The organism is Halobacillus dabanensis (genome assembly GCF_900114165.1).
In the GTDB taxonomy this organism is placed as follows: domain Bacteria; phylum Bacillota; class Bacilli; order Bacillales; family Halobacillaceae; genus Halobacillus; species Halobacillus dabanensis.
In genome coordinates, this window is record NZ_FOSB01000005.1 from 280,984 (window position 1) to 300,251 (window position 19,268).

At 43.4% G+C, this 19,268-nt stretch carries 18 protein-coding genes and 1 pseudogene; 16 read left to right on the top strand and 3 right to left on the bottom strand.

Annotation, left to right across the window (positions count from 1 at the left end; translation table 11 throughout):
• Positions 1-177 precede the first annotated feature (177 nt).
• Positions 178-2,352 carry an FUSC family protein gene (locus BMZ58_RS10885; protein WP_075036582.1) on the top strand — a complete coding sequence of 725 codons (2,175 nt, stop codon included), beginning with the start codon at positions 178-180 and terminating at the stop codon, positions 2,350-2,352.
• An 80-nt stretch (positions 2,353-2,432) separates the two neighbouring features.
• Here BMZ58_RS10885 and BMZ58_RS21620 read toward each other — a convergent pair whose 3' ends face one another.
• The gene (locus tag BMZ58_RS21620; RefSeq protein ID WP_279626130.1) at positions 2,433-2,558 is read right to left on the bottom strand and encodes a hypothetical protein; all 126 of its coding nucleotides are present in this window, start codon (positions 2,556-2,558) and stop codon (positions 2,433-2,435) included.
• A 100-nt stretch (positions 2,559-2,658) separates the two neighbouring features.
• The gene (locus tag BMZ58_RS10890) at positions 2,659-4,374 is read right to left on the bottom strand and encodes an Rqc2 family fibronectin-binding protein (protein ID WP_075036583.1); all 1,716 of its coding nucleotides are present in this window, start codon (positions 4,372-4,374) and stop codon (positions 2,659-2,661) included.
• Positions 4,375-4,527: 153 nt separating this feature from the next.
• Between BMZ58_RS10890 and BMZ58_RS10895 the strand changes: the two genes are divergently transcribed.
• From BMZ58_RS10895 to spoVM, 14 genes and pseudogenes are all read left to right on the top strand, one after another.
• Positions 4,528-5,409 (top strand): YicC/YloC family endoribonuclease, encoded by an 882-nt coding sequence (locus tag BMZ58_RS10895; protein WP_075036584.1) that lies wholly within the window; start codon positions 4,528-4,530, stop codon positions 5,407-5,409.
• Positions 5,410-5,487: 78 nt separating this feature from the next.
• Entirely contained in the window at positions 5,488-5,751 is a 264-nt protein-coding gene (remA, locus tag BMZ58_RS10900; RefSeq protein ID WP_027954142.1) for an extracellular matrix/biofilm regulator RemA, read from the top strand.
• Between the two features lie 14 nt (positions 5,752-5,765).
• Positions 5,766-6,380 carry a guanylate kinase gene (gene gmk / locus BMZ58_RS10905; RefSeq protein WP_075036585.1) on the top strand — a complete coding sequence of 205 codons (615 nt, stop codon included), beginning with the start codon at positions 5,766-5,768 and terminating at the stop codon, positions 6,378-6,380.
• Between the two features lie 2 nt (positions 6,381-6,382).
• Positions 6,383-6,610 carry a DNA-directed RNA polymerase subunit omega gene (rpoZ, locus tag BMZ58_RS10910; protein ID WP_075036586.1) on the top strand — a complete coding sequence of 76 codons (228 nt, stop codon included), beginning with the start codon at positions 6,383-6,385 and terminating at the stop codon, positions 6,608-6,610.
• Positions 6,611-6,714: 104 nt separating this feature from the next.
• Positions 6,715-7,923 (top strand): bifunctional phosphopantothenoylcysteine decarboxylase/phosphopantothenate--cysteine ligase CoaBC, encoded by a 1,209-nt coding sequence (gene coaBC / locus BMZ58_RS10915; protein WP_075036587.1) that lies wholly within the window; start codon positions 6,715-6,717, stop codon positions 7,921-7,923.
• Positions 7,920-10,328 (top strand): primosomal protein N', encoded by a 2,409-nt coding sequence (gene priA / locus BMZ58_RS10920; protein WP_075036588.1) that lies wholly within the window; start codon positions 7,920-7,922, stop codon positions 10,326-10,328. The genes coaBC and priA overlap by 4 nt, the downstream gene beginning before the upstream one ends.
• 20 nt (positions 10,329-10,348) lie before the next feature.
• Positions 10,349-11,296, top strand: a complete 948-nt coding sequence (gene fmt, locus BMZ58_RS10925) for a methionyl-tRNA formyltransferase (protein ID WP_075036589.1) — start codon at positions 10,349-10,351, stop codon at positions 11,294-11,296.
• Positions 11,289-12,636, top strand: a pseudogene (rsmB, locus tag BMZ58_RS10930) (16S rRNA (cytosine(967)-C(5))-methyltransferase RsmB). Before fmt ends, rsmB begins: the two are co-directional and overlap by 8 nt.
• A gap of 174 nt (positions 12,637-12,810) precedes the next feature.
• A complete protein-coding gene (locus BMZ58_RS10935; protein WP_075036590.1) occupies positions 12,811-13,569 on the top strand; it encodes a Stp1/IreP family PP2C-type Ser/Thr phosphatase in 759 nt (252 codons plus the stop codon).
• Positions 13,569-15,614 (top strand): Stk1 family PASTA domain-containing Ser/Thr kinase, encoded by a 2,046-nt coding sequence (gene pknB / locus BMZ58_RS10940; RefSeq protein ID WP_075036591.1) that lies wholly within the window; start codon positions 13,569-13,571, stop codon positions 15,612-15,614. Before BMZ58_RS10935 ends, pknB begins: the two co-directional genes overlap by 1 nt.
• 12 nt (positions 15,615-15,626) lie before the next feature.
• A complete protein-coding gene (rsgA, locus tag BMZ58_RS10945; protein WP_075036592.1) occupies positions 15,627-16,508 on the top strand; it encodes a ribosome small subunit-dependent GTPase A in 882 nt (293 codons plus the stop codon).
• Positions 16,509-16,510: 2 nt separating this feature from the next.
• Positions 16,511-17,161, top strand: coding sequence for a ribulose-phosphate 3-epimerase (gene rpe / locus BMZ58_RS10950; protein WP_075036593.1), 651 nt, complete (start codon positions 16,511-16,513; stop codon positions 17,159-17,161).
• A gap of 250 nt (positions 17,162-17,411) precedes the next feature.
• Positions 17,412-18,071 (top strand): thiamine diphosphokinase, encoded by a 660-nt coding sequence (locus tag BMZ58_RS10955; RefSeq protein WP_075036594.1) that lies wholly within the window; start codon positions 17,412-17,414, stop codon positions 18,069-18,071.
• Entirely contained in the window at positions 18,068-18,193 is a 126-nt protein-coding gene (gene spoVM, locus BMZ58_RS21450) for a stage V sporulation protein SpoVM (protein WP_083412691.1), read from the top strand. Before BMZ58_RS10955 ends, spoVM begins: the two co-directional genes overlap by 4 nt.
• A gap of 253 nt (positions 18,194-18,446) precedes the next feature.
• Here the strand turns inward: spoVM and rpmB are convergent, their stop codons facing one another.
• The gene (gene rpmB / locus BMZ58_RS10965; protein WP_075036595.1) at positions 18,447-18,635 is read right to left on the bottom strand and encodes a 50S ribosomal protein L28; all 189 of its coding nucleotides are present in this window, start codon (positions 18,633-18,635) and stop codon (positions 18,447-18,449) included.
• 240 nt (positions 18,636-18,875) lie between these two features.
• Between rpmB and BMZ58_RS10970 the strand changes: the two genes are divergently transcribed.
• Entirely contained in the window at positions 18,876-19,238 is a 363-nt protein-coding gene (locus BMZ58_RS10970; RefSeq protein ID WP_075036596.1) for an Asp23/Gls24 family envelope stress response protein, read from the top strand.
• The last annotated feature ends 30 nt before the right edge of the window (positions 19,239-19,268 follow it).

The window sequence follows — 19,268 nt, forward strand, 5'->3', positions numbered from 1 at the left end:
ATGAAAGTGGTTGTTTTCACACACGCCATATTCCTCACCAGATCGAAAGCATAGAACATTAAAAGCAAGAACAGGGATCGTATGGAGTTTTGACAGAAAGACACGGGGACTCTATAATTTAATGTTATGTCTCCACGATCAGTGATAATTAAAGTATTACAGAAAAGGAGGGTACATATGAAAGCACGCCTGTTTCAGTCCTATTGGATTCGACGTTTGCTAGCTTCCGACCCGGGGAGGAAACGATTGAATCAGGCTGGAAAAGCAACGGTCAGTGTCATTTCAGCCGTTTTTACTAGTTTATGGCTATTGAATATGTTCGGCAATGACCCATTACTACCGTCCATCATGTCGGGGGTCGGCGGCTTGTTAGGAATCATGGCGGTCATGGATGACACAAAACAGCAAAAACAAGTGACAACAATGCTCATGCCTCTTCCGGCTTTTATGGGAATCACATTAGGGTCATTACTCTCATTCAGTGCTTTTTACGTCTCGGCCCTCATGATCGCCATCATTTTTTGTGCCTTTTACTTTTCTAAATTCGGTAGTCGGTATTTCTCCCTCGGGATGATCGGGTTTATTACTGTCTACTTTTCCTCTTTTTTAAAATTGCCGCCGGATCAGTTTGTCTGGTTTTATTTGGCTGTAACTATAGGGATAAGCTATGCATTCCTTTATAATTTTATTGTGTTCAAAGATTCAGCCCAGTTATTGAGAAGAAGTATGCAATCTTTTCATAGACAAGCGAATTTAACCTTTCAATTACTTATCGAAATCATTCAGGAACCGGAGAGTAAGACTTCACGGAAAAATAAACTCGAGTACAACATCAGCAAGTTGAGGAAATATGCCATACAAGTTTCCACGGATTTGAATACTCAGGACATAAAGGATATTTGGCCAGGACTAGAGTCTAGTCAGTTGAGATTGTATGTATTTGATACAGCGATGTTCGTCATGACTCTCTCTGACAGTTTGCAGAAGCTGAAGGAAAGTGAAGCGTTGGAAATCACTGAGCTCAGGAACCTTCTTGTCCGGGTCATCCTTACCTTACAACAGGCAGAAGTACTTGATTCGAGAAATCAAGAGGAGCATCTTTCGGAAGCTGAAAAAGTGGTCGGTGCTTTGCGGGCGTTCATCGACGATTTATTTAAAGAACGAACGACAAGGCCGGAAGGATGGCTTTATCTATTGCGTCGTATCGAAGCGATCGCGACACACGTTACGGAAGGTGCGATAGAAGTTCGCTACAAGATCAGCCACCACCCTGATTTCTATAAACAGAATGAATCAGAAAAGGACGAGGAGGAGGAAGAGGAGAAGGAAGGCCTCGAACCGACGACAAAGAAGGCGATCCAGTCTATCCTGGCAGGTACGATTGCTGTAATCGTCGGCCATCTCCTTTCACCGATCCAGCCTTACTGGGTGCTTTTAACAACGTTTATTGTCCAGCTGGGTACAGAAACAGTAGGAAGAACCTACTTGAAAGGGTTGGAGCGTTCGATTGGGACGGTGATTGGAGCGCTCATCGGATTCGTCCTTGCAAAATCGGTATCAGGCTACTCTGAACTCGAAGTGGTTTTAATTTTCCTGGTGATTTTTTCAGCTTTTTATTTCCTTTCGGTATCTTATACGTTAACGAGTATGTTCATCACCATGTTAATCGCATTCATGTATGACCTCATGTTGGGTGGGATCAGCTATCACCTTCTAGGGGCGAGAGTTGTTGATACGATTGCAGGGGCCCTGATTGCTCTAGGTGTCGCCGCTTTCATCTATCCTACCAAAACAATGGAAAAAGTGAATGAAGTGCTGCTTGATTACCTGGAAGATTTAGAGACCTATGTTCTTAAGTATATGAAAAGTTTTCAAGGCATAGCGAGTGTGAAACATTTGGCAGACCTCGCATTTGAGATGGACGAAAAAGTACAATCCCTGGAAGATGAGTCCAAACCGGTCGTTCAGGGCCCTGTAGGAATGAAGTATTCAGACCTTCCCAGGTTGTTGACGATGTTCATAGCCATCAACTATTATGCCAAGCAATTAGTAGCCTCTTCTTATCAGAAAAATTTTCATTACTCCAAGGAAGTACACGAAGCTTTTCAAATGATGGAGGAAAAGTTTTGTCACAATATTAGGGTACTTTGTTCTGTTATTGAAAACAAAGGGGGAGAAGGGACTTTATATGACCTCCATGCTGAAAGGGAGACCATTGAGCGCTATGCTCCAGGGCACAACGATGGGCAGGGAGATCTCGTCCACCACTTGTTCTATGTGTGGAAAATCAACCAGACACTGATGATGATTGGAGCACGGATCGGTGTGGAGAGAAAAGAAGAAAGGGAATGAAAGCACGAACGGTAGTCTCTGTTCGTGCTTTTTTATATTTTAACACTGTTTTTTTGAGGATGTTCCTTTTCCTACATCTGTTATCTTTCTTCTTCGTTGAAAGGTTTACCGGCTTTAGAGATGGAAATTCTTCCTTCTCCTGTACTCGGCTGGACAGCATCTCTGCTTTTCTTTGGATTTCGTTTGGATTTAGAATTTTTCGGCATGTTCCTAGCCTCCTTTTGATGGTGCTTGATATAGTTTGTCTCATGAGGTGTCGGATATGTAAAAACCTCCGTTCCATTAATTAGGAACGGAGGTCATCGGTCAGTCCTGCATTTTTAACTTTTTCACGAAGGAAGCATCAGGGGTTACAAACAATGTCTGTTGCTGATCGTAAGTCACAAAGCCTGGCTTCGCTCCTGAGGGTTTCTTCACATGACGGATCCTTGTGTAGTCTACAGGAACAGAGGAGGACTTACTTGATTTACTGAAATTGGCAGCAAGTTGAGCGGCTTCGAACAGAGTGTCTTCACTGGGTTCTTCATCGCGAATCACTACATGTGACCCGGGAATATCTTTCGCATGCAGCCAAATGTCCATTTTGTTTGCCATCCGGTTCGTCAAGTATTCGTTCTGTTTGTTGTTTCTACCAACATAAATCAACGTACCGTCACTGGATTGAAAGCTTTCCGGTGCCGGTTTCTTCTGGTTGTTTTTCCGGTTTCCTTTTGCAGCCGGTTTTTTCTTCAAGTATCCTTGTTCACGCAACTCTTCCCGAATCTCTTCTATATCCTCTTCCCGCGCTGATTCCACTTGTTGGATCAATCTCTCAAAGTAAAGGATTTCATCGGTAGCTTTTTGAATTTCTTTTTGCACGACTTCTTTAGATTTTTTTAATTTCGTATAGGTTTGGAAGTAACTTTGTGCATTTTCACTTGGTGTCTTGTTGGGGTTCAATTCGATCGTAAGTTCCGATTGATCAGGGTCATAATAATTGATGATCGTTACGGACTCGTCGCCTGTCTTGACCATATGCATATGAGCTGTCAAAAGTTCACCAAGACGCTGGTAATCTTCAGCTGCTTCTGATTTCCTCATGGTCTCTTCGTGCTTTTTGATTTTTCTTTTATTTTTATCGCGTTCGTTTTTCAAGAAGCGATGTAAATCACCAGCCTGCTGCTTCACACGGTCGCGTTCCGCTTTTCCTGAATAATAATCATCCAGCATGGCGCTGACAGAAGCAAAGGATTCTACTTCACCTGAAAATGCATGAAGAGGGACCACATAAAATTGTTCTTTGTCTGTCCGATGTATTTGGGGCTCATAGCGATGCTCGATAATCCGATCTCTGACTTCGCTATAAGCTTCTTTATAGGCAGCAGGCCCTCCGAGACCCGCCTGATGGACAATTTCTTTCGTCACCAATGGGGAAAAGCCCATGACGATATTCAAAATTTGTTTGTCCATCTTACCGGAATTGAAGTCCAGTTTCTTTATGAATGTGTCCGGGTCCAGATCTACAGGATTGATTTTACCTTGCTCAGGGGGAAGTTTATACGGCTGTCCCGGCATGATCGTACGGTGCCGGTTTTGTGAAGGGGGCAGGTGTTTGATGCTATCAAGCATATGGCCTTGTTCTTCATCGATTAGCAGTATGTTAGAGTGTTTTCCCATCACTTCAATCACTAGTGTCTTCATTGTTTCATCGCCGATTTCGTTACGTGTGCGGATATGGAACTTGACGATCCGTTCCATACTTACTTGTTCAATCCTTTCAATGAACCCGCCGATTAAGTGCTTTCTAAGCAGCATGCACAACATCGGAGGCTCTTTTGGGTTATGATATTGGTCATCCGTCAAATGGAAGCGAGCATAGCTCGGGTGAGCGGACAACAGAAGGGTGTGTTTTTTTCTCTGTGAACGGACTGTGAATACAAGTTCCGTTTCTGTTGGCTGATAAATTTTCATAATACGTCCGGACTGGATCGTTTCATTCAACTCATTAGTGATCGCCCGGGTTACAATTCCGTCAAAAGACATGGTCTTCACCTCTCTACTGTAAAAAGTATAGCATGTTTGGTCCGGTTAATTCTAAGAATATTCCTTGTGCAGGGACAATTATTCGCCACAGAGATGGGGCTTTGATAAAATAAAGAAAATAGATTAATTTACATATATAGGTGTGATAGTCGAATGGTAAAGAGCATGACAGGTTATGGCAAGGCTGCTGTGGAAGTCGGTGATACCCAGATAGATGTAGAGATCAAAGCTGTCAATCATCGCTTTCTGGATGTAGCAATAAAAAGTCCCCGTACATTGATGTTCCTGGATGACCGGTTGAAAAAAGTGGTGAAAAAAGAATTGTCCCGTGGCAGGGTGGATGTCATTGTAACACTTGAAGGGCAGGCGCTCTTTGATAAAAAGATCGATGTAGATTGGTCAAGAGTGGATCAGTATATCGATCGTTTACAGGAAATCAAGAATCGATACAATTTGACGGGTGATATATCTATTGATATGGTATCCAAGTTAGAGGATATATTTACAGAAAAAGAAGCACAGGTAGACTCTGATGCTCTACAGAACGTGTTGTTGCAAGCTGCAGAGGATGCTGTTGAGCGGCTGCTGCATATGCGAATCCAGGAAGGCAAAAAGTTACACCAGGACTTGAGCCTTCGGGTCGATAATGTCAGGGAGTCCATTCGCAGTCTCGATGATCGCCGTCCTATCGTTATTGAGGCGTACAAAGAGAGAATTCGTAACCGTGTGGAGGAGTATACCCGGGAACAAATCCGTCCTGATGACACGAAAATTCTTCAGGAAGTCGCTCTCCTGGCTGAGAAAGGGGACGTGACAGAGGAGTTGACTCGTCTAGAGTCCCATCTGATCCAATTGGAGGAAACGCTAGAGAGGGAAGAACCTATCGGCCGCCGCCTGGATTTTATTGTTCAGGAAATGCACAGAGAAGTGAATACGATCGGTTCGAAATCCAATGATGGTCAGGTGATGGAGACCGTTGTGAATTTGAAGAGTGAAATTGAAAAAATGAAAGAACAAGTGCAAAATATCGAATAACAATTGTGTTTCGCCCTGTTTTTTTCATATAATAGAGTTATTGAGTAGAAGTGCTTGGTCTAGAAGGAGGAGTCAGCCTTGAGTTTGAAATTAATTAACATCGGTTTTGGAAACGTTGTTTCTGCAAACCGCATCATTTCGATCGTTTCACCGGAATCCGCTCCGATCAAACGTATCATCACGGTCGCCCGTGACAATAATAAATTAGTAGATGCTACATATGGTCGCCGTACACGTGCGGTCATTATTACAGATAGTGATCATGTCGTCCTTTCTGCTGTACAACCGGAAACTGTCGGGCAGCGAGTCATCAGTAACGACGAGATCTCAGATGAAAATTAGGAGGACTTTTTGCAGTGATTGATCAGAAAGGGATTTTATTCATACTTTCCGGCCCATCAGGTGTCGGTAAAGGAACCGTTCGTAAAGCTTTATTCGACCAATCGACCGATTTGCGATATTCCATTTCCATGACGACCCGTGAGCCGCGTGAAGGGGAAGTGGACGGTATTGATTATTTCTTCAAATCAAGAGACGAATTTGAGAAATTGATTAGTGAAGGACAGTTGATTGAACATGCGGAATACGTGGGAAACTATTACGGCACCCCACGTCAGTATGTTGAACAGACATTGAATGAAGGCAAAGATGTCTTTTTAGAAATCGAAGTTCAAGGAGCACTCAAAGTACGGGAGAACTTCCCTGAAGGCGTGTTCGTCTTTTTAATTCCACCATCTTTGGAAGAACTGAAAGACCGTATCGTCAACCGTGGAACGGAAACCGAAGAAAAGGTGAAAAACCGCCTGAAAGCAGCAAAAGAAGAAATTGATATGATGGATGCGTATGATTATGTCGTCGTCAACGATCAGATCGACAATGCCGTAACTAAGGTGAAGTCGATTGTCGCTAGTGAGCACTGTAAACGTGAACGTGTCGCCCATCAATACAAAAAAGCATTGGAGGATGAATAATCATGATGTTAGAACCATCCATTGATTCTTTACAAAAACAAATCAAATCCAAATATACCCTTGTCACCTTATCTGCAAGAAGAGCGCGTGAATTGAAACAAGGAAGTGCGCCGATGATCGATAATCCGACTTCCCACCAGCAAGTCGGTGTGGCACTGGAAGAAATCCAAAACGGTAAATTGAATTATATCGACTCGGATGAAATCCAGACTCGTACAGAAACCACATAAGAACATGAAAACGACGTAGGAAAAGCCGCGCTTCTTGATTCAATCAGCGCGGCTTTTCCTACGTGTTTTAGGGGGAAACATTTTTTAGTAAAGGGGTCTGTCAGATGTTGAAAGGGAAAAAGATCGTACTAGGAGTATCAGGTGGAATCGCCGCATATAAAGCTGCTGCTCTCACAAGTAAACTCGTCCAGGCAGGAGCTGTCGTAAAAGTGATCATGACCGCCAGTGCTCAAAAATTCGTAGCACCTACCACTTTCCAGGCTTTATCACGACAACCTGTTTATACCGATACATTTGATGAACAAGATGCTTCTCAAATACAGCACATCGATGTTGCTGACTGGGCAGACCTGTTTTTAATCGCACCAGCTACAGCCAATGTGATCGGCAAGCTTGCAGGAGGGCTTGCGGATGATATGCTGTCGACAACATTACTTGCGACAGAAGCACCAGTCTATATCGCACCAGCGATGAATGTTCACATGTACAAACATCCTAGTGTAATGAATAATATGCAACAACTGGAGAAGTGGGGCTTCCGTTTCATCGAACCAGGGGAAGGGTATCTTGCATGCGGATATGTCGGAAAAGGCCGCTTGGAAGAGCCTGAATCCATCGTTGAAGTATTACAGACGGAGTATAGCAAACCACAACCATTAAAAGGGAAAAGAGTCCTGATTACCGCGGGTCCTACCCGTGAAAAAATAGACCCTGTAAGATATTTCACCAATCCTTCGACAGGAAAAATGGGATATGCACTGGCTAGACAGGCAGCTTTGCTGGGAGCGGAAGTTACGTTAGTATCAGGACCAGTGGCGCTCGATGCACCTGCCGACGTCCGTGTCGTCCCCATTACTACAGCACAAGAGATGTATGAGGAAGTAATACATGCGTATCCAGAACAGGATATCGTCATTAAGTCAGCAGCAGTAGCGGACTACCGGCCTAAACTGACGTTTGATCATAAAATGAAGAAGTCCTCTGATGACTATGTTGTAGAGATGGAACGTACCAAAGATATATTGATGGAGCTGGGCCAAAGGAAAGAACATCAGTATTTGATTGGTTTTGCGGCAGAAACGAATGATCCGGAGCGTTATGGAAGGGAGAAGCTTGCAAAGAAAAACCTGGATGCTATCGTCATCAATAATGTCTCAGAAGAAGGGGCAGGCTTTGGTACAGACACAAACGTTTCCCTTTTAATCACCAGGAAAGGGAAAGACCAGGAGTTTCCTTTAATGAGTAAAGATCAACTCGCTCATAACATCCTCTCGGAGGCGATCGATGAGATAAAGAAGGGTGAAGAGCGTTGATAGCAAACGTCATCGTTGATGTGGCCTCCCAAAATACGAACAGGCCCTTCGATTATAAAATTCCCGAGAAGTTTGAGGGGATTGTCCAGCCTGGTGTGCGTGTAATCGTTCCATTCGGGCCAAGGAAGATTTTGGGATATGTCATCTCTTTATCGGAAACAAGTTCGTTTACTTCTGTCAAAAAAATCACAGATGTTCTTGATGTGATCCCGACATTGACCGAAGAATTGTTGCAGCTTGGGAAGTGGCTGTCTAAAAACACCCTCAGTTACTATATTTCCTGTCTGCAAGTGATGCTCCCACAAGTCATGAAGGCAAAATACAGAAAAGAATTGTGGAAGCTGACAGAGGAGTCGCTAGGTACTGATCTTGACACTCTTTTTGCTGGAAGGATAGTCGTGGACTTTGAGGAATTCGAGCAATCAGGCATCAGTTACCACACCCTCCGCAAACATATGAATGAGGGCGAAGTCGATGTCCATTATGAAGTGAAAAGCAGAGAAACGAAAAAAACAACAACGATGGTGGAACCGGTAAGTGATGGTATGGACCTGGAGGAAAAGCTTGTCGATCTCCCACCACAAGCGAAAAAACAACGCACGATCATAGAATTTTTCCTGGAATATCCAAAAACCATCGAAAAGAAGCGGCTATTGGAAGTGTTATCTACAACCAATGCTTCTTTGAAACCACTTGTAGACAAGGGAATCATCCGTGAGTTTAAAAAGGAGATTTTTCGTGATCCCTATGGTGATCGAGAATTTCAAAGAACAGAACCTTTCCCACTTACAAAAGAGCAGGAAACAGCCATAAAACCGATCCTGCAATCGATTGAAGAACGGACACATGATGTCTTCCTATTACATGGCGTAACCGGTAGTGGAAAAACAGAAGTCTATTTGCAGTCCATCCAGGAAGTGATCAACAGAGGAGAAGAAGCCATCATGCTTGTACCAGAAATCGCCCTTACCCCTCAGATGGTCGAACGATTTAAAGGGCGTTTCGGTTCTAAAGTCGCTGTTCTTCACAGTGCATTATCAGCAGGAGAAAAATATGATGAATGGCGAAAGATCCAGCGTAAAGAAGTCCAGGTCGTGGTAGGAGCACGGTCGGCTATTTTTGCTCCCTTTACTAAACTCGGTTTAATTATCATCGATGAAGAACATGAAACAAGTTACAAGCAAGAAGACCGGACCAGGTATCATGCAAGAGATGTAGCGGTAGAAAGAGGAAAGACGCACAAGTGTCCTGTCGTACTTGGAAGCGCGACCCCTGCTCTTGAAAGTTACGCAAGGGCTGTGAAGGGGAACTATCAGCTCTTGACGATGAGTAAACGGATGAACGAATCTGTAATGCCGGAAGTGGAACTCGTCGATATGAGAGATGAACTGCACAGCGGGAACCGTTCGATGTTTTCTATCACTTTGAGGGAAAAAATAGAAGAGCGCTTATCCCGAGGAGAACAGGTGGTCCTTTTCCTCAACCGGCGTGGCTATTCCACGTTCGTCATGTGTCGGGATTGTGGCCATGTGAGCGAATGCCCTCATTGTGACATAGCTTTAACGTATCATAAAAGGCAGAATCGTCTAAAATGCCACTATTGTTCCCATGAAGAGCAGATGCCGACAGAGTGCCCGGAATGTGAAAGTAAGACGATTCGTTATTTCGGTACAGGCACTCAAAAAGTCGAAGAAGCCCTGCAAGAATTAATTCCCGAAGCACGGGTGATTCGGATGGATGTAGATACAACAAGAAGAAAAGGGGCACACGAAAGTCTACTTAAACAGTTTGGGGATGGGAATGCTGATATCCTGTTAGGTACTCAAATGATCGCAAAAGGGTTAGACTTTGGTAATGTCACCCTCGTCGGTGTCCTTGCCGCCGATGCACTTCTGAACTTACCTGACTTCCGGGCTTCAGAAAAAACATTCCAACTGCTCACCCAGGTAAGTGGTAGAGCGGGGAGGCACGAAAAAGCAGGAGAAGTGGTGGTCCAGACTTATACCCCGGAACATTATAGTATCGAGCTCGCAAGTCAGTATGATTATGAACAATTTTTCAATGAAGAGATGAAATTGAGAAAGGCGTTTCGTTATCCGCCCTATTATTTCCTTACATTGTTTACGATATCTCATCCAAATCAACTGAAGGTTCAGGAAGTGACTCAAAAAATTACGATGTTCATGCAACAGAAGCTGTCGGATCAGGCGTATGTACTTGGACCGACCCCGTCTGCCCTGACCCGTATCAATAATAGATATCGCTACCAATGCATGGTAAAATATAAGAAAGAACCAGAGCAACGTAAATTCGTTGAACGGATATTGCATTACTATGAAGATGAAATGAAACAGGAAAATGGATTACAGATCACGGTAGATTTTCAACCGTATCAGTTGATGTAGCAAGAAGGGAGCCACATGTCATGACAAGAATCGCATTTATGGGGACACCGGATTTTGCCGTACCTGTCCTTGATCGCATCATAGAAGAAGGATATGACGTCGTCTTAGTAACCACGCAGCCAGACCGTCCGAAAGGAAGAAAGAAGACATTGACACCTCCGCCGGTCAAAGTGGCGGCAGAGAAGCACGGGATTCCCGTATTCCAGCCAGAAAAAATCAAAGATGAGTATCAGGAGGTCCTGGCTTATGAACCTGACCTGATTGTTACGGCGGCCTTTGGTCAAATTTTGCCTGAAGCGCTTCTGGAACAACCAGAATACGGCTGTATTAATGTCCATGCATCCTTATTACCGGAATTCCGCGGGGGCGCACCAATCCACTACAGTATCTTAGAAGGTAAAAAAGAGACTGGGGTTACGATCATGTATATGGTAAAGCGTTTAGATGCAGGGGATATGCTATCAAAAGTGAAAGTCCCGATAGCAGATAGTGATCATGTCGGAACATTGCATGATAAACTGGCTGTAGCGGGAGCGGATCTGCTAGCAGAAACACTTCCTGATTTATTAACAGGTCGAATTACACCGGAAGCACAAGACGAATCCAAAGTGACATTTGCTTCTAATATAAAAAGGGAGCAGGAACTGATCGACTGGTCGAACGATCAACAAACGGTTTATAATCATGTAAGAGGATTGCATCCATGGCCGGTTGCGTATACGTTCTGGAAAGGGAAACCATTGAAAATCTGGTGGGCAGAAAAAGTAAATGGTACATTCAAAGAAGAACCTGGAACGGTCGTACGGATCGAGGAAGATGGGATATTGGTTGCAACAGGTGGAAATCAGGCTGTAAAGATTGTGTCGCTCCAACCGTCAGGCAAGAAGAAGATGGATGGGCAAGCATTCATCAATGGCGCCGGACAATCGTTAGAAGTCGGGGAACGTCTGGGGGAGAAGAATGACTAAGTATGCTTTAAGAGAATCGGCCCTGGATCTGTTAACCCGTATCGGAGAACAAGGGGGATTCAGTCATGTTTTACTTGACCGCGAAATTTCTAAACAAAGACTCTCCCGCCAGGATGGAGGGCTTTTGACTGAAATTGTTTATGGAACTCTCCAACACAGAGACTTGATTGATTTTTATATCCAACCATATATCGGGAAACAAAAGAAAATCAAGCCCTGGGTTCGTTGGCTGCTTTATATGTCCGTTTATCAGATGATTTTCCTTGAAAGAGTGCCTGATCATGCGATTATCCATGAAGCGGTTGAAATTTCTAAGAAACGTGGCCACAAAGGGATTTCATCCTTTATGAATGGCGTCTTACGAAACGTCCAGCGAAAGGGCGTGCAATCCTTAGACAAAATTGACGATCCCCTGAAGGGTTTGGCCATTGAAACAAGTCATCCGGAGTGGCTTGTGAACCGCTGGGTAGATCAATATGGATACGATACAACGAAAGCGATGTGTGAAGCGAATAATCATCACTTGCCGATATCTGTTCGCGTCCAGAAACTCCGGATAAGCCGGGAGAAGGCCATGGAGCGATTACGGGAAGATGGATATAAAGTAGAAGAAAGTGTGTTTTCTCCGCAAGGGTTCATTGTGGCTGAAGGCGCGATCCTCTCTCATCCGCTTTTTACAGATGGATATCTTACTGTTCAGGATCAGAGTTCTATGCTGGTCGCAGAAATGATGGACCTGGACTCAGATTTAACAGTGCTTGACGCTTGCAGTGCGCCTGGAGGGAAAACAACCCACATTGCTGAAAAAATGTCCAATCAAGGAGAAGTTTTGGCATATGACTTACATGAAAAAAAAGGCAAAGCTGGTCAGCAAAAAGGCGGAACAACTGCAACTAACATCGATTACAGCAAATCAGGCTGATTCAAGAAAGCTGAGTGAAAAACATAAGGCTAACTCCTTCGATCGTATACTATTGGACGCCCCTTGTTCAGGACTTGGTGTCCTAAGAGGAAAGCCGGACATCAAATACCATAAAAAAGAAGAAGACATCTATTCTTTAAGAAAAATACAAGATGACCTTTTTTCTGAACTTGCTCCATTATTAAAATCAGGAGGCAAGTTCGTCTATAGTACATGTACCGTCGATCGTCATGAAAATGAGGAAGCGGTCGAACATTTCCTTGCTACCCATCCGGATTTCCGTGTGGATCCGACATTTTTTGATGATTTGCCAGATTCATTGCAGCAATCCATAGGTAGAACAGAAACAGGACTACAATTGTTCCCACAAGAATGGGATACAGATGGGTTTTTCTTGACGAGATTAGTAAAAGAATGAATCCCTGCAGATAGAAGAGGTGTTGGGAGGTTGCAATAAGGGTAGCAGCTTTCCTCCCATTTCCATTGCGAACCATCGATAACAGAGTGCAAAGGAAAAGAGAGAAAAGGAACGTTCTGACATTTATCCCCATAAGTCAAATGTCAGAACGTAAAAAAAGAGGTAGGTGAGACCATGATAGGCTATTATCTTACGGACCAAGGAAAAGTCAGAAATCATAACGAGGATGCTGGCGGCGTTTTCAAGAATGATGCCGGACAAACAATTGCCATCGTTGCAGACGGAATGGGCGGTCATCAGGCTGGGGACGTGGCAAGCCAGATGGCAACTTCTCATTTACATAAAATGTGGCTTGAAGCCGAAAAAATAGAAACACCAGATGAAGCAGAAAAGTGGATAAAAGAAGCTGTCCTTACCGTCAATAATGATATCAAGACATATGCTGAAAAACATGAAGAGTGTGCCGGGATGGGCACGACCGTTGTGGTTGCCATATGTACAGATCAGTTTGCTACCATTGGTCATATTGGTGACAGTCGTTGTTACTTTGCTAATACCTATGGGTTCAGTTGTATTACAGAGGATCATTCCCTTGTGAACGAACTTGTCCGTTCAGGTCAAATTACCGAAGAACAGGCAGAACAACACCCTCGCAAGAACGTCCTTCTCAAAGCCCTCGGAACGGAATACGATTTGACTGCGGATGTGAAGACATTAGAATTCGAATCTGGTGACCGTCTATTATTATGTACGGACGGTTTAACGAACAAAGTCAGCGATCAAGAAATCGGTGAGTTTCAGTCGTTTCAGGGAGAATGGTCACAATTCGCAGAAAGAATGGTGACTCTTGCCAATGAACGTGGTGGAGAGGACAATATTACACTAGCCATCGTCCATTATCACTCGCCTACTGAGAAAGAAGGTGCGGAATAATGTTGAATAACCGTCTCCTTAATGACCGTTATCGAGTTCAAGAGATGATCGGTGGTGGCGGTATGGCGAACGTTTATCTTGCCCATGATACGATATTGGACAGGGAAGTCGCCATTAAAGTATTGAGGCTGGAACATGGAAATGATGAGGAATTCATTGCCAGGTTTCATAGAGAAGCACAATCGGCCACAAGTCTCTCTCATCCGAACATCGTAAATATTTATGATGTCGGGGAAGAAGATGATATTTACTTTATGGTCATGGAATATGTGGACGGTATGACATTAAAGCAGTATATTCAGCAACACAGCCCTGTAGATGTAACAGAAGCCGTTGACATTATGAGACAGATTGCATCTGCAATTTCCCATGCTCATGATAATGGCATCGTTCACAGAGACATCAAACCTCAAAATATCCTGATCGATCACTATGGGCATGTGAAGGTGACCGATTTCGGAATTGCGATGGCATTGAGTGCGACGGCTTTAACTCAGACAAATTCCGTTTTAGGATCCGTGCATTATCTATCACCTGAACAGGCAAGAGGCGGGATGGCAACAAAAAAATCAGATGTCTATTCGCTCGGCATCGTATTCTTTGAACTGTTGACAGGTCGATTGCCGTTTTCTGGCGAATCACCAGTTTCGATCGCACTTAAACATTTACAACATGAAACGCCATCACCGAAAAGATGGAATGCAGAAATACCTCAAAGTGTTGAAAATATTGTATTAAAATCTACGGCTAAAGACCCTTTCCATCGTTTTGAATCGGTATTGGAAATGGAGCATGACATTGAAACATCCCTCGAACCTCATAGGGAAAATGAACCAGCGTTTACACTGCCCGAAGATGAAGAAGAGGAAAAAACAAAGGCTATTCCTGTCATCACCAATGATTCTTATGGGGATTCACCTAATGAGGACACAATCATCAACACTAGTGACCATAAGCCTATAAATACAGCCTCAACGACACAAACGAAGACCTATCAAGAAACTAAGCAAGAAGAACAGGCCCCTAAAGGGAAAAAAACGAAGAAAAGACGTTTTTGGCCGTGGATTCTCACCCTCCTTTTATTGTTGATCATCGGAGGAGCTGTAGCTTTATTTACAATCCCAGGAATAATACAACCAGCGGATGTAGATATACCAGACCTTGCCGGAGAGGAATATGAGACAGCTTACAGTGAACTAAGTGACTTGAATTTAAATGTGGTAAGGGAAACTCGCTTCTCTGAAGATGTCGAGGAGGGAGATGTTATTGAGACAGACCCGGAAGCAGGCATGACAGTCAAAGAGGGCTCCGAGGTGACCGTTTATCTTAGTAATGGGAAAGAGCGGGTGGAATTCCCTGATTATACGGGGGAGGAATTTGAGAGAGTGAAGGAAGAGCTGGAGAGCAAAGGATATGGCGGAATCAGCTCTTATTCTGCTCCTAGTGATCGACCGGCAGGTGAAATCCTTGAGCATGTGAGACCAAGCCCTGGGGAGAATGTCATTCCAGAAGATACAGAAGTCACTTTCCAGGTCAGTAGCGGTCCACCCAAGTTCGAACTTAGTAATCTAGAGGGTGTAACAGAACAAAATGCAAAGGATTATTTAGAAAGAAGAGGTCTTGATGTAGAGGTTAGTTATGATTATTCCGGGGATGTCGGGGAAGGGAGAGTCATTAATCAGGATCCAGGCGCGTTTACCGAGGTGGAAGAAGGGGAAACCGTTAATCTAGTTGTCTCTGAAGGACCTGAACCACAACCTCTTCGAGAAGAAACGCGTGAAATCGAAGTGCCTTATGAAGCCCCTGCTGAGGAGGGCGAACAAACAGACGAAGGTGAACAGGAAGAACCGGCAGAACCAGAAGGTCAACAAGTCTTAATCTATGTAAATGATGCGGATACGGATGAAGCAACACCTGTCATTGACGAAGTCATTACGGAAACAAAGACGTATAACGTGACATTTACAATCGAACCGAATTCAAAAGCGACATATAGGGTAGTAAGAGATGGGGAAGTCATTGATGAAGGCGAAGTATCGTATTAAGAAGGTGAAAAAATGCCAGTAGGAAAAATAATAAAATCATTGAGCGGATTCTACTACGTTCTCTATGAAGGAGAAGTGTATCAATGTAGGGGACGCGGGAATTTTCGTAAAAAGAAAGTATCCCCCCTTGTCGGGGATATGGTCGAATTTAAAGCCGATAATCGTGAAGAAGGGTATATTCTTTCTATTAATGAACGGAAAAATGAGCTAGTGCGGCCTCCTATTGCCAATGTCGACCAAGCCTTAATCGTAACTTCAGCTGTGCACCCTGACTTCAATGCGTTATTATTGGATCGTTTTCTCGTTCTTGTAGAGGAAAATCGGATCGAACCTTTTATCGTTATATCGAAAATGGACCAATTGGATGAAAAGCAAGTGGAAGTGATGGAAAACTATAAGCACCTATATGAAAAAATCGGATATCCGGTTATTTTATCTGCTGTGAACGATTCCGAAACTATGGATCAAATCGAGTCTCATTTGGCTGATCGGACGACGGTTATTGCCGGGCAATCCGGTGTTGGGAAATCATCCTTGCTCAACTCCATTGATCCGCGACTATCCATCGACACAGATGAAATATCAGAGAGTCTTGGTCGTGGCAAGCATACGACACGGCATGTCGAACTTTATGAAATTTCAAAAGGTCTCGTGGCAGATACCCCCGGTTTTAGCTCCCTGGAATTCAGTGAGTTAGAGCTTGAACAGTTACCAGAATGCTTCCCTGAATTTGTTAAAGTTCAAAACGACTGTAAGTTCCGGGGATGTTTGCATAACAAAGAACCTAAATGTGCTGTGAAGTCAGCAGTGGAAGAAGGGGAGATATCTCAAAAACGATATGACCATTACTTACACTTCCTTCAAGAAATACAGAACAGAAAGCCGAGGTATTAGCTATGACAAAAATTGCACCATCCATTTTAGCTTCTGATTTTTCTAAACTGGGAGAAGAAATTAAAGATGTGGAACGTGGCGGAGCCGATTATATACACGTGGATGTTATGGACGGGCACTTTGTACCGAACATTACCATTGGCCCATTAATTGTCGAGCACATCCGTCCTGTAACAGATTTGCCATTAGATGTGCATTTGATGATAGAAAATCCAGATCAGTATATTGAAGCTTTTGCTAAAGCTGGATCCGATATCATCACTGTTCATCAGGAGACGTGCCCCCACCTTCATCGTACGATTCAATTGATTAAGAGTCATGGTGTGAAAGCTGGGGTAGTTATTAATCCTGCAACACCTGCAGAAACGATTCGTCCGATTCTACAAGAAGTCGATCTTGTTCTATTGATGACAGTGAATCCTGGCTTTGGTGGCCAGTCGTTCATTCATTCCGTCATTCCAAAAATCACCCAAATTGCAGAATGGCGCAAAGAAGATCAATTGTCTTTTGAAATAGAAGTCGATGGTGGAGTGAAAGCATCAACAGCAAGAATGTGTACAGAAGCAGGCGCAGACGTACTTGTTGCTGGTAGTGCTATCTTCAACCAGGAAGATCGGAAACAGGCGATTGAAGAGATCAGAGCTTCCTCATAAAGACTTCAAATCCCTGCTCAAAGGATGGCCCGCTCATCCTTTGAGTTTTTTCTATCTTCCACTAAATAGCAGTAGCCTTGAAGACTTGATTCCGAGATGTTTGTGGGAGTTTAAGGGTCGTTGGGGAAGGACTCGCTTTCCTGCGGGGGAACTGGCAAGTCTCCACAGGCTTTCGTTTATGTAGATGGTCGGTTAATGTATGGAGAGATAAAAAGTGTGGATGACTGGTTTAGAAAGGGTGGAGGTATAAATGAATAGAGTTGTTGTTGTGGGAGGAGGACCGAAGTCATACATTCCTGATTTGAAAGAATTTTCTTGTGAGGATTGTTATTGGATCGGTGCTGATCAAGGGGCAGAAGTTCTCGTAGAGCAAGGAATCGCACCAGACCTTGCCATTGGTGATTTCGATTCTGTATCGGAAACCTCCCTCAAAAAGATTGAACAAATATCACAGCAAATGATCATTTACCCAGATGAAAAAGATGAAACAGATTTAGAGCTTGCAATAAATAAGGCACTTCAAAGAAGCCCTGAGCATATTCTATTATTCGGAGTGACAGGTGGAAGAATCGATCACTCTCAGGCTAATATTCAACTTCTTTATCCCCTGATGAAGAAACAGGTGAAAGCGACGATCATCGATCAACAGAATAGGGTGGAATTAGTGACGGCAGGAGAGCATAAAATTGAAGCGGTTGAGCAATATCCGTATATTTCTTTTCTTCCTGTGACGCTTGACGTGAAGGAACTTACACTTGTTGGCTTTTACTATCCTTTAGAAAAAGCATACCTGCCCTTCGGTTCCACCTTATGCATCTCGAACAGACTGATTGAAGATACGGGTACTTTTTCTTTTAAGTCAGGCATACTCTTAGTAATAAGAAGTACAGACTTGCCTAACAAAGGGTGAAAAAGGAGTTCGCATTAGTTCATATAGGAGGAGGGGGCTCTTTGAAATTTTATACGATTAAACTCCCACGGTTTGTTGGGGGTTTAGTACGCGCAGTCATAAGTACATTTAAAAAAGATTAGGACTAAAACGGTGGTGCAAAGAAGGCAGGATGATAAATTTATTTTTATTATTCAGGAATATCAAACTGCTTTCAAGTGTTTGGGTGCTGGCTATTGTAGCTGAAATAGTCAAGAGCAGAAGCGTCTTGATAGCTCCATACAAAGGGCTACGCTCCGGAGCTGCTGGAATTATGCCAATTAGAAATCTTAAAGTACAAAAAAAGCACCCGGAAAGGGTGCTTTTTTGCGAGCGTAAAAGCTCTTGCAAATACAATTATACGCGCTGTACTTTGCCGGACTTAAGTTCACGTGCTGTTACGTAAACTTTTTTAGGCTTGCCGTCCACAAGGATACGAACTTTTTGTACATTAGCTTTGAATTTACGTTTATTAGCGTTCATCGCGTGTGAACGGTGGTTACCTGAACGTGTACCTTTACCAGATAGAACACTTCTGCGTGCCATGAAAATCCCTCCTGTTACATACATAAATCATCAGATACTTAGTAACTTTATCATATAGAGTTAGTGTTTGCAATAATCTACTATGAATTATATCAAGAATTTTTTCTTGACAGAACATGCCGATTGTTACACAGTATAGTAGGGATATCCGTCTCATTTTCTCATGATTGAACAGAAATTCATAAAGCGTTTTTGTGTTATAATAGGGTGAGAAAATGAGGATTATAAAGGAGGATCTATATGTCCGTTGATTTAAATAACCAATATGGTCATATTACAATAAGCAATGAAGTCATTTCAACGATTGCCGGTGGAGCTGCCGTAGAATGTTATGGGATTGTCGGCATGGCATCCAAAAACCAAATACGTGACGGTTTATCTGAAATGCTCCGTAAAGAGAACTTTTCCAGAGGGGTCGTTGTCAGACAGGATGAAGATCGCCTCCACATAGATATGTATATCATCGTGAGCTACGGAACGAAAATTTCTGAGGTCGCTCATAATGTCCAATCACAAGTAAAATACACACTAAACAAAACAGTCGGATTGTCTGTTGACTCTGTGAACATTTTCATTCAGGGAGTCCGCGTGACAAGCGAGTAGATAGCGGTTGTAGTCAAAGGAGGAAGCAAG

What these genes read in the sequence shown, in the direction of transcription:
- pknB (WP_075036591.1), top strand. Translation starts at nt 13,569, where the DNA reads ATGTTGAATAACCGTCTCCTTAATGACCGTTATCGAGTTCAAGAGATG.
- BMZ58_RS10955 (WP_075036594.1), top strand. Translation starts at nt 17,412, where the DNA reads ATGAATAGAGTTGTTGTTGTGGGAGGAGGACCGAAGTCATACATTCCT.
- rsgA (WP_075036592.1), top strand. Translation starts at nt 15,627, where the DNA reads ATGCCAGTAGGAAAAATAATAAAATCATTGAGCGGATTCTACTACGTT.
- BMZ58_RS10935 (WP_075036590.1), top strand. Translation starts at nt 12,811, where the DNA reads ATGATAGGCTATTATCTTACGGACCAAGGAAAAGTCAGAAATCATAAC.
- rpe (WP_075036593.1), top strand. Translation starts at nt 16,511, where the DNA reads ATGACAAAAATTGCACCATCCATTTTAGCTTCTGATTTTTCTAAACTG.
- rpmB (WP_075036595.1), bottom strand. Translation starts at nt 18,635, where the DNA reads ATGGCACGCAGAAGTGTTCTATCTGGTAAAGGTACACGTTCAGGTAAC.
- BMZ58_RS10970 (WP_075036596.1), top strand. Translation starts at nt 18,876, where the DNA reads ATGTCCGTTGATTTAAATAACCAATATGGTCATATTACAATAAGCAAT.
- BMZ58_RS21620 (WP_279626130.1), bottom strand. Translation starts at nt 2,558, where the DNA reads ATGCCGAAAAATTCTAAATCCAAACGAAATCCAAAGAAAAGCAGAGAT.
- rpoZ (WP_075036586.1), top strand. Translation starts at nt 6,383, where the DNA reads ATGATGTTAGAACCATCCATTGATTCTTTACAAAAACAAATCAAATCC.
- fmt (WP_075036589.1), top strand. Translation starts at nt 10,349, where the DNA reads ATGACAAGAATCGCATTTATGGGGACACCGGATTTTGCCGTACCTGTC.
- BMZ58_RS10885 (WP_075036582.1), top strand. Translation starts at nt 178, where the DNA reads ATGAAAGCACGCCTGTTTCAGTCCTATTGGATTCGACGTTTGCTAGCT.
- BMZ58_RS10895 (WP_075036584.1), top strand. Translation starts at nt 4,528, where the DNA reads ATGGTAAAGAGCATGACAGGTTATGGCAAGGCTGCTGTGGAAGTCGGT.
- BMZ58_RS10890 (WP_075036583.1), bottom strand. Translation starts at nt 4,374, where the DNA reads ATGTCTTTTGACGGAATTGTAACCCGGGCGATCACTAATGAGTTGAAT.
- coaBC (WP_075036587.1), top strand. Translation starts at nt 6,715, where the DNA reads ATGTTGAAAGGGAAAAAGATCGTACTAGGAGTATCAGGTGGAATCGCC.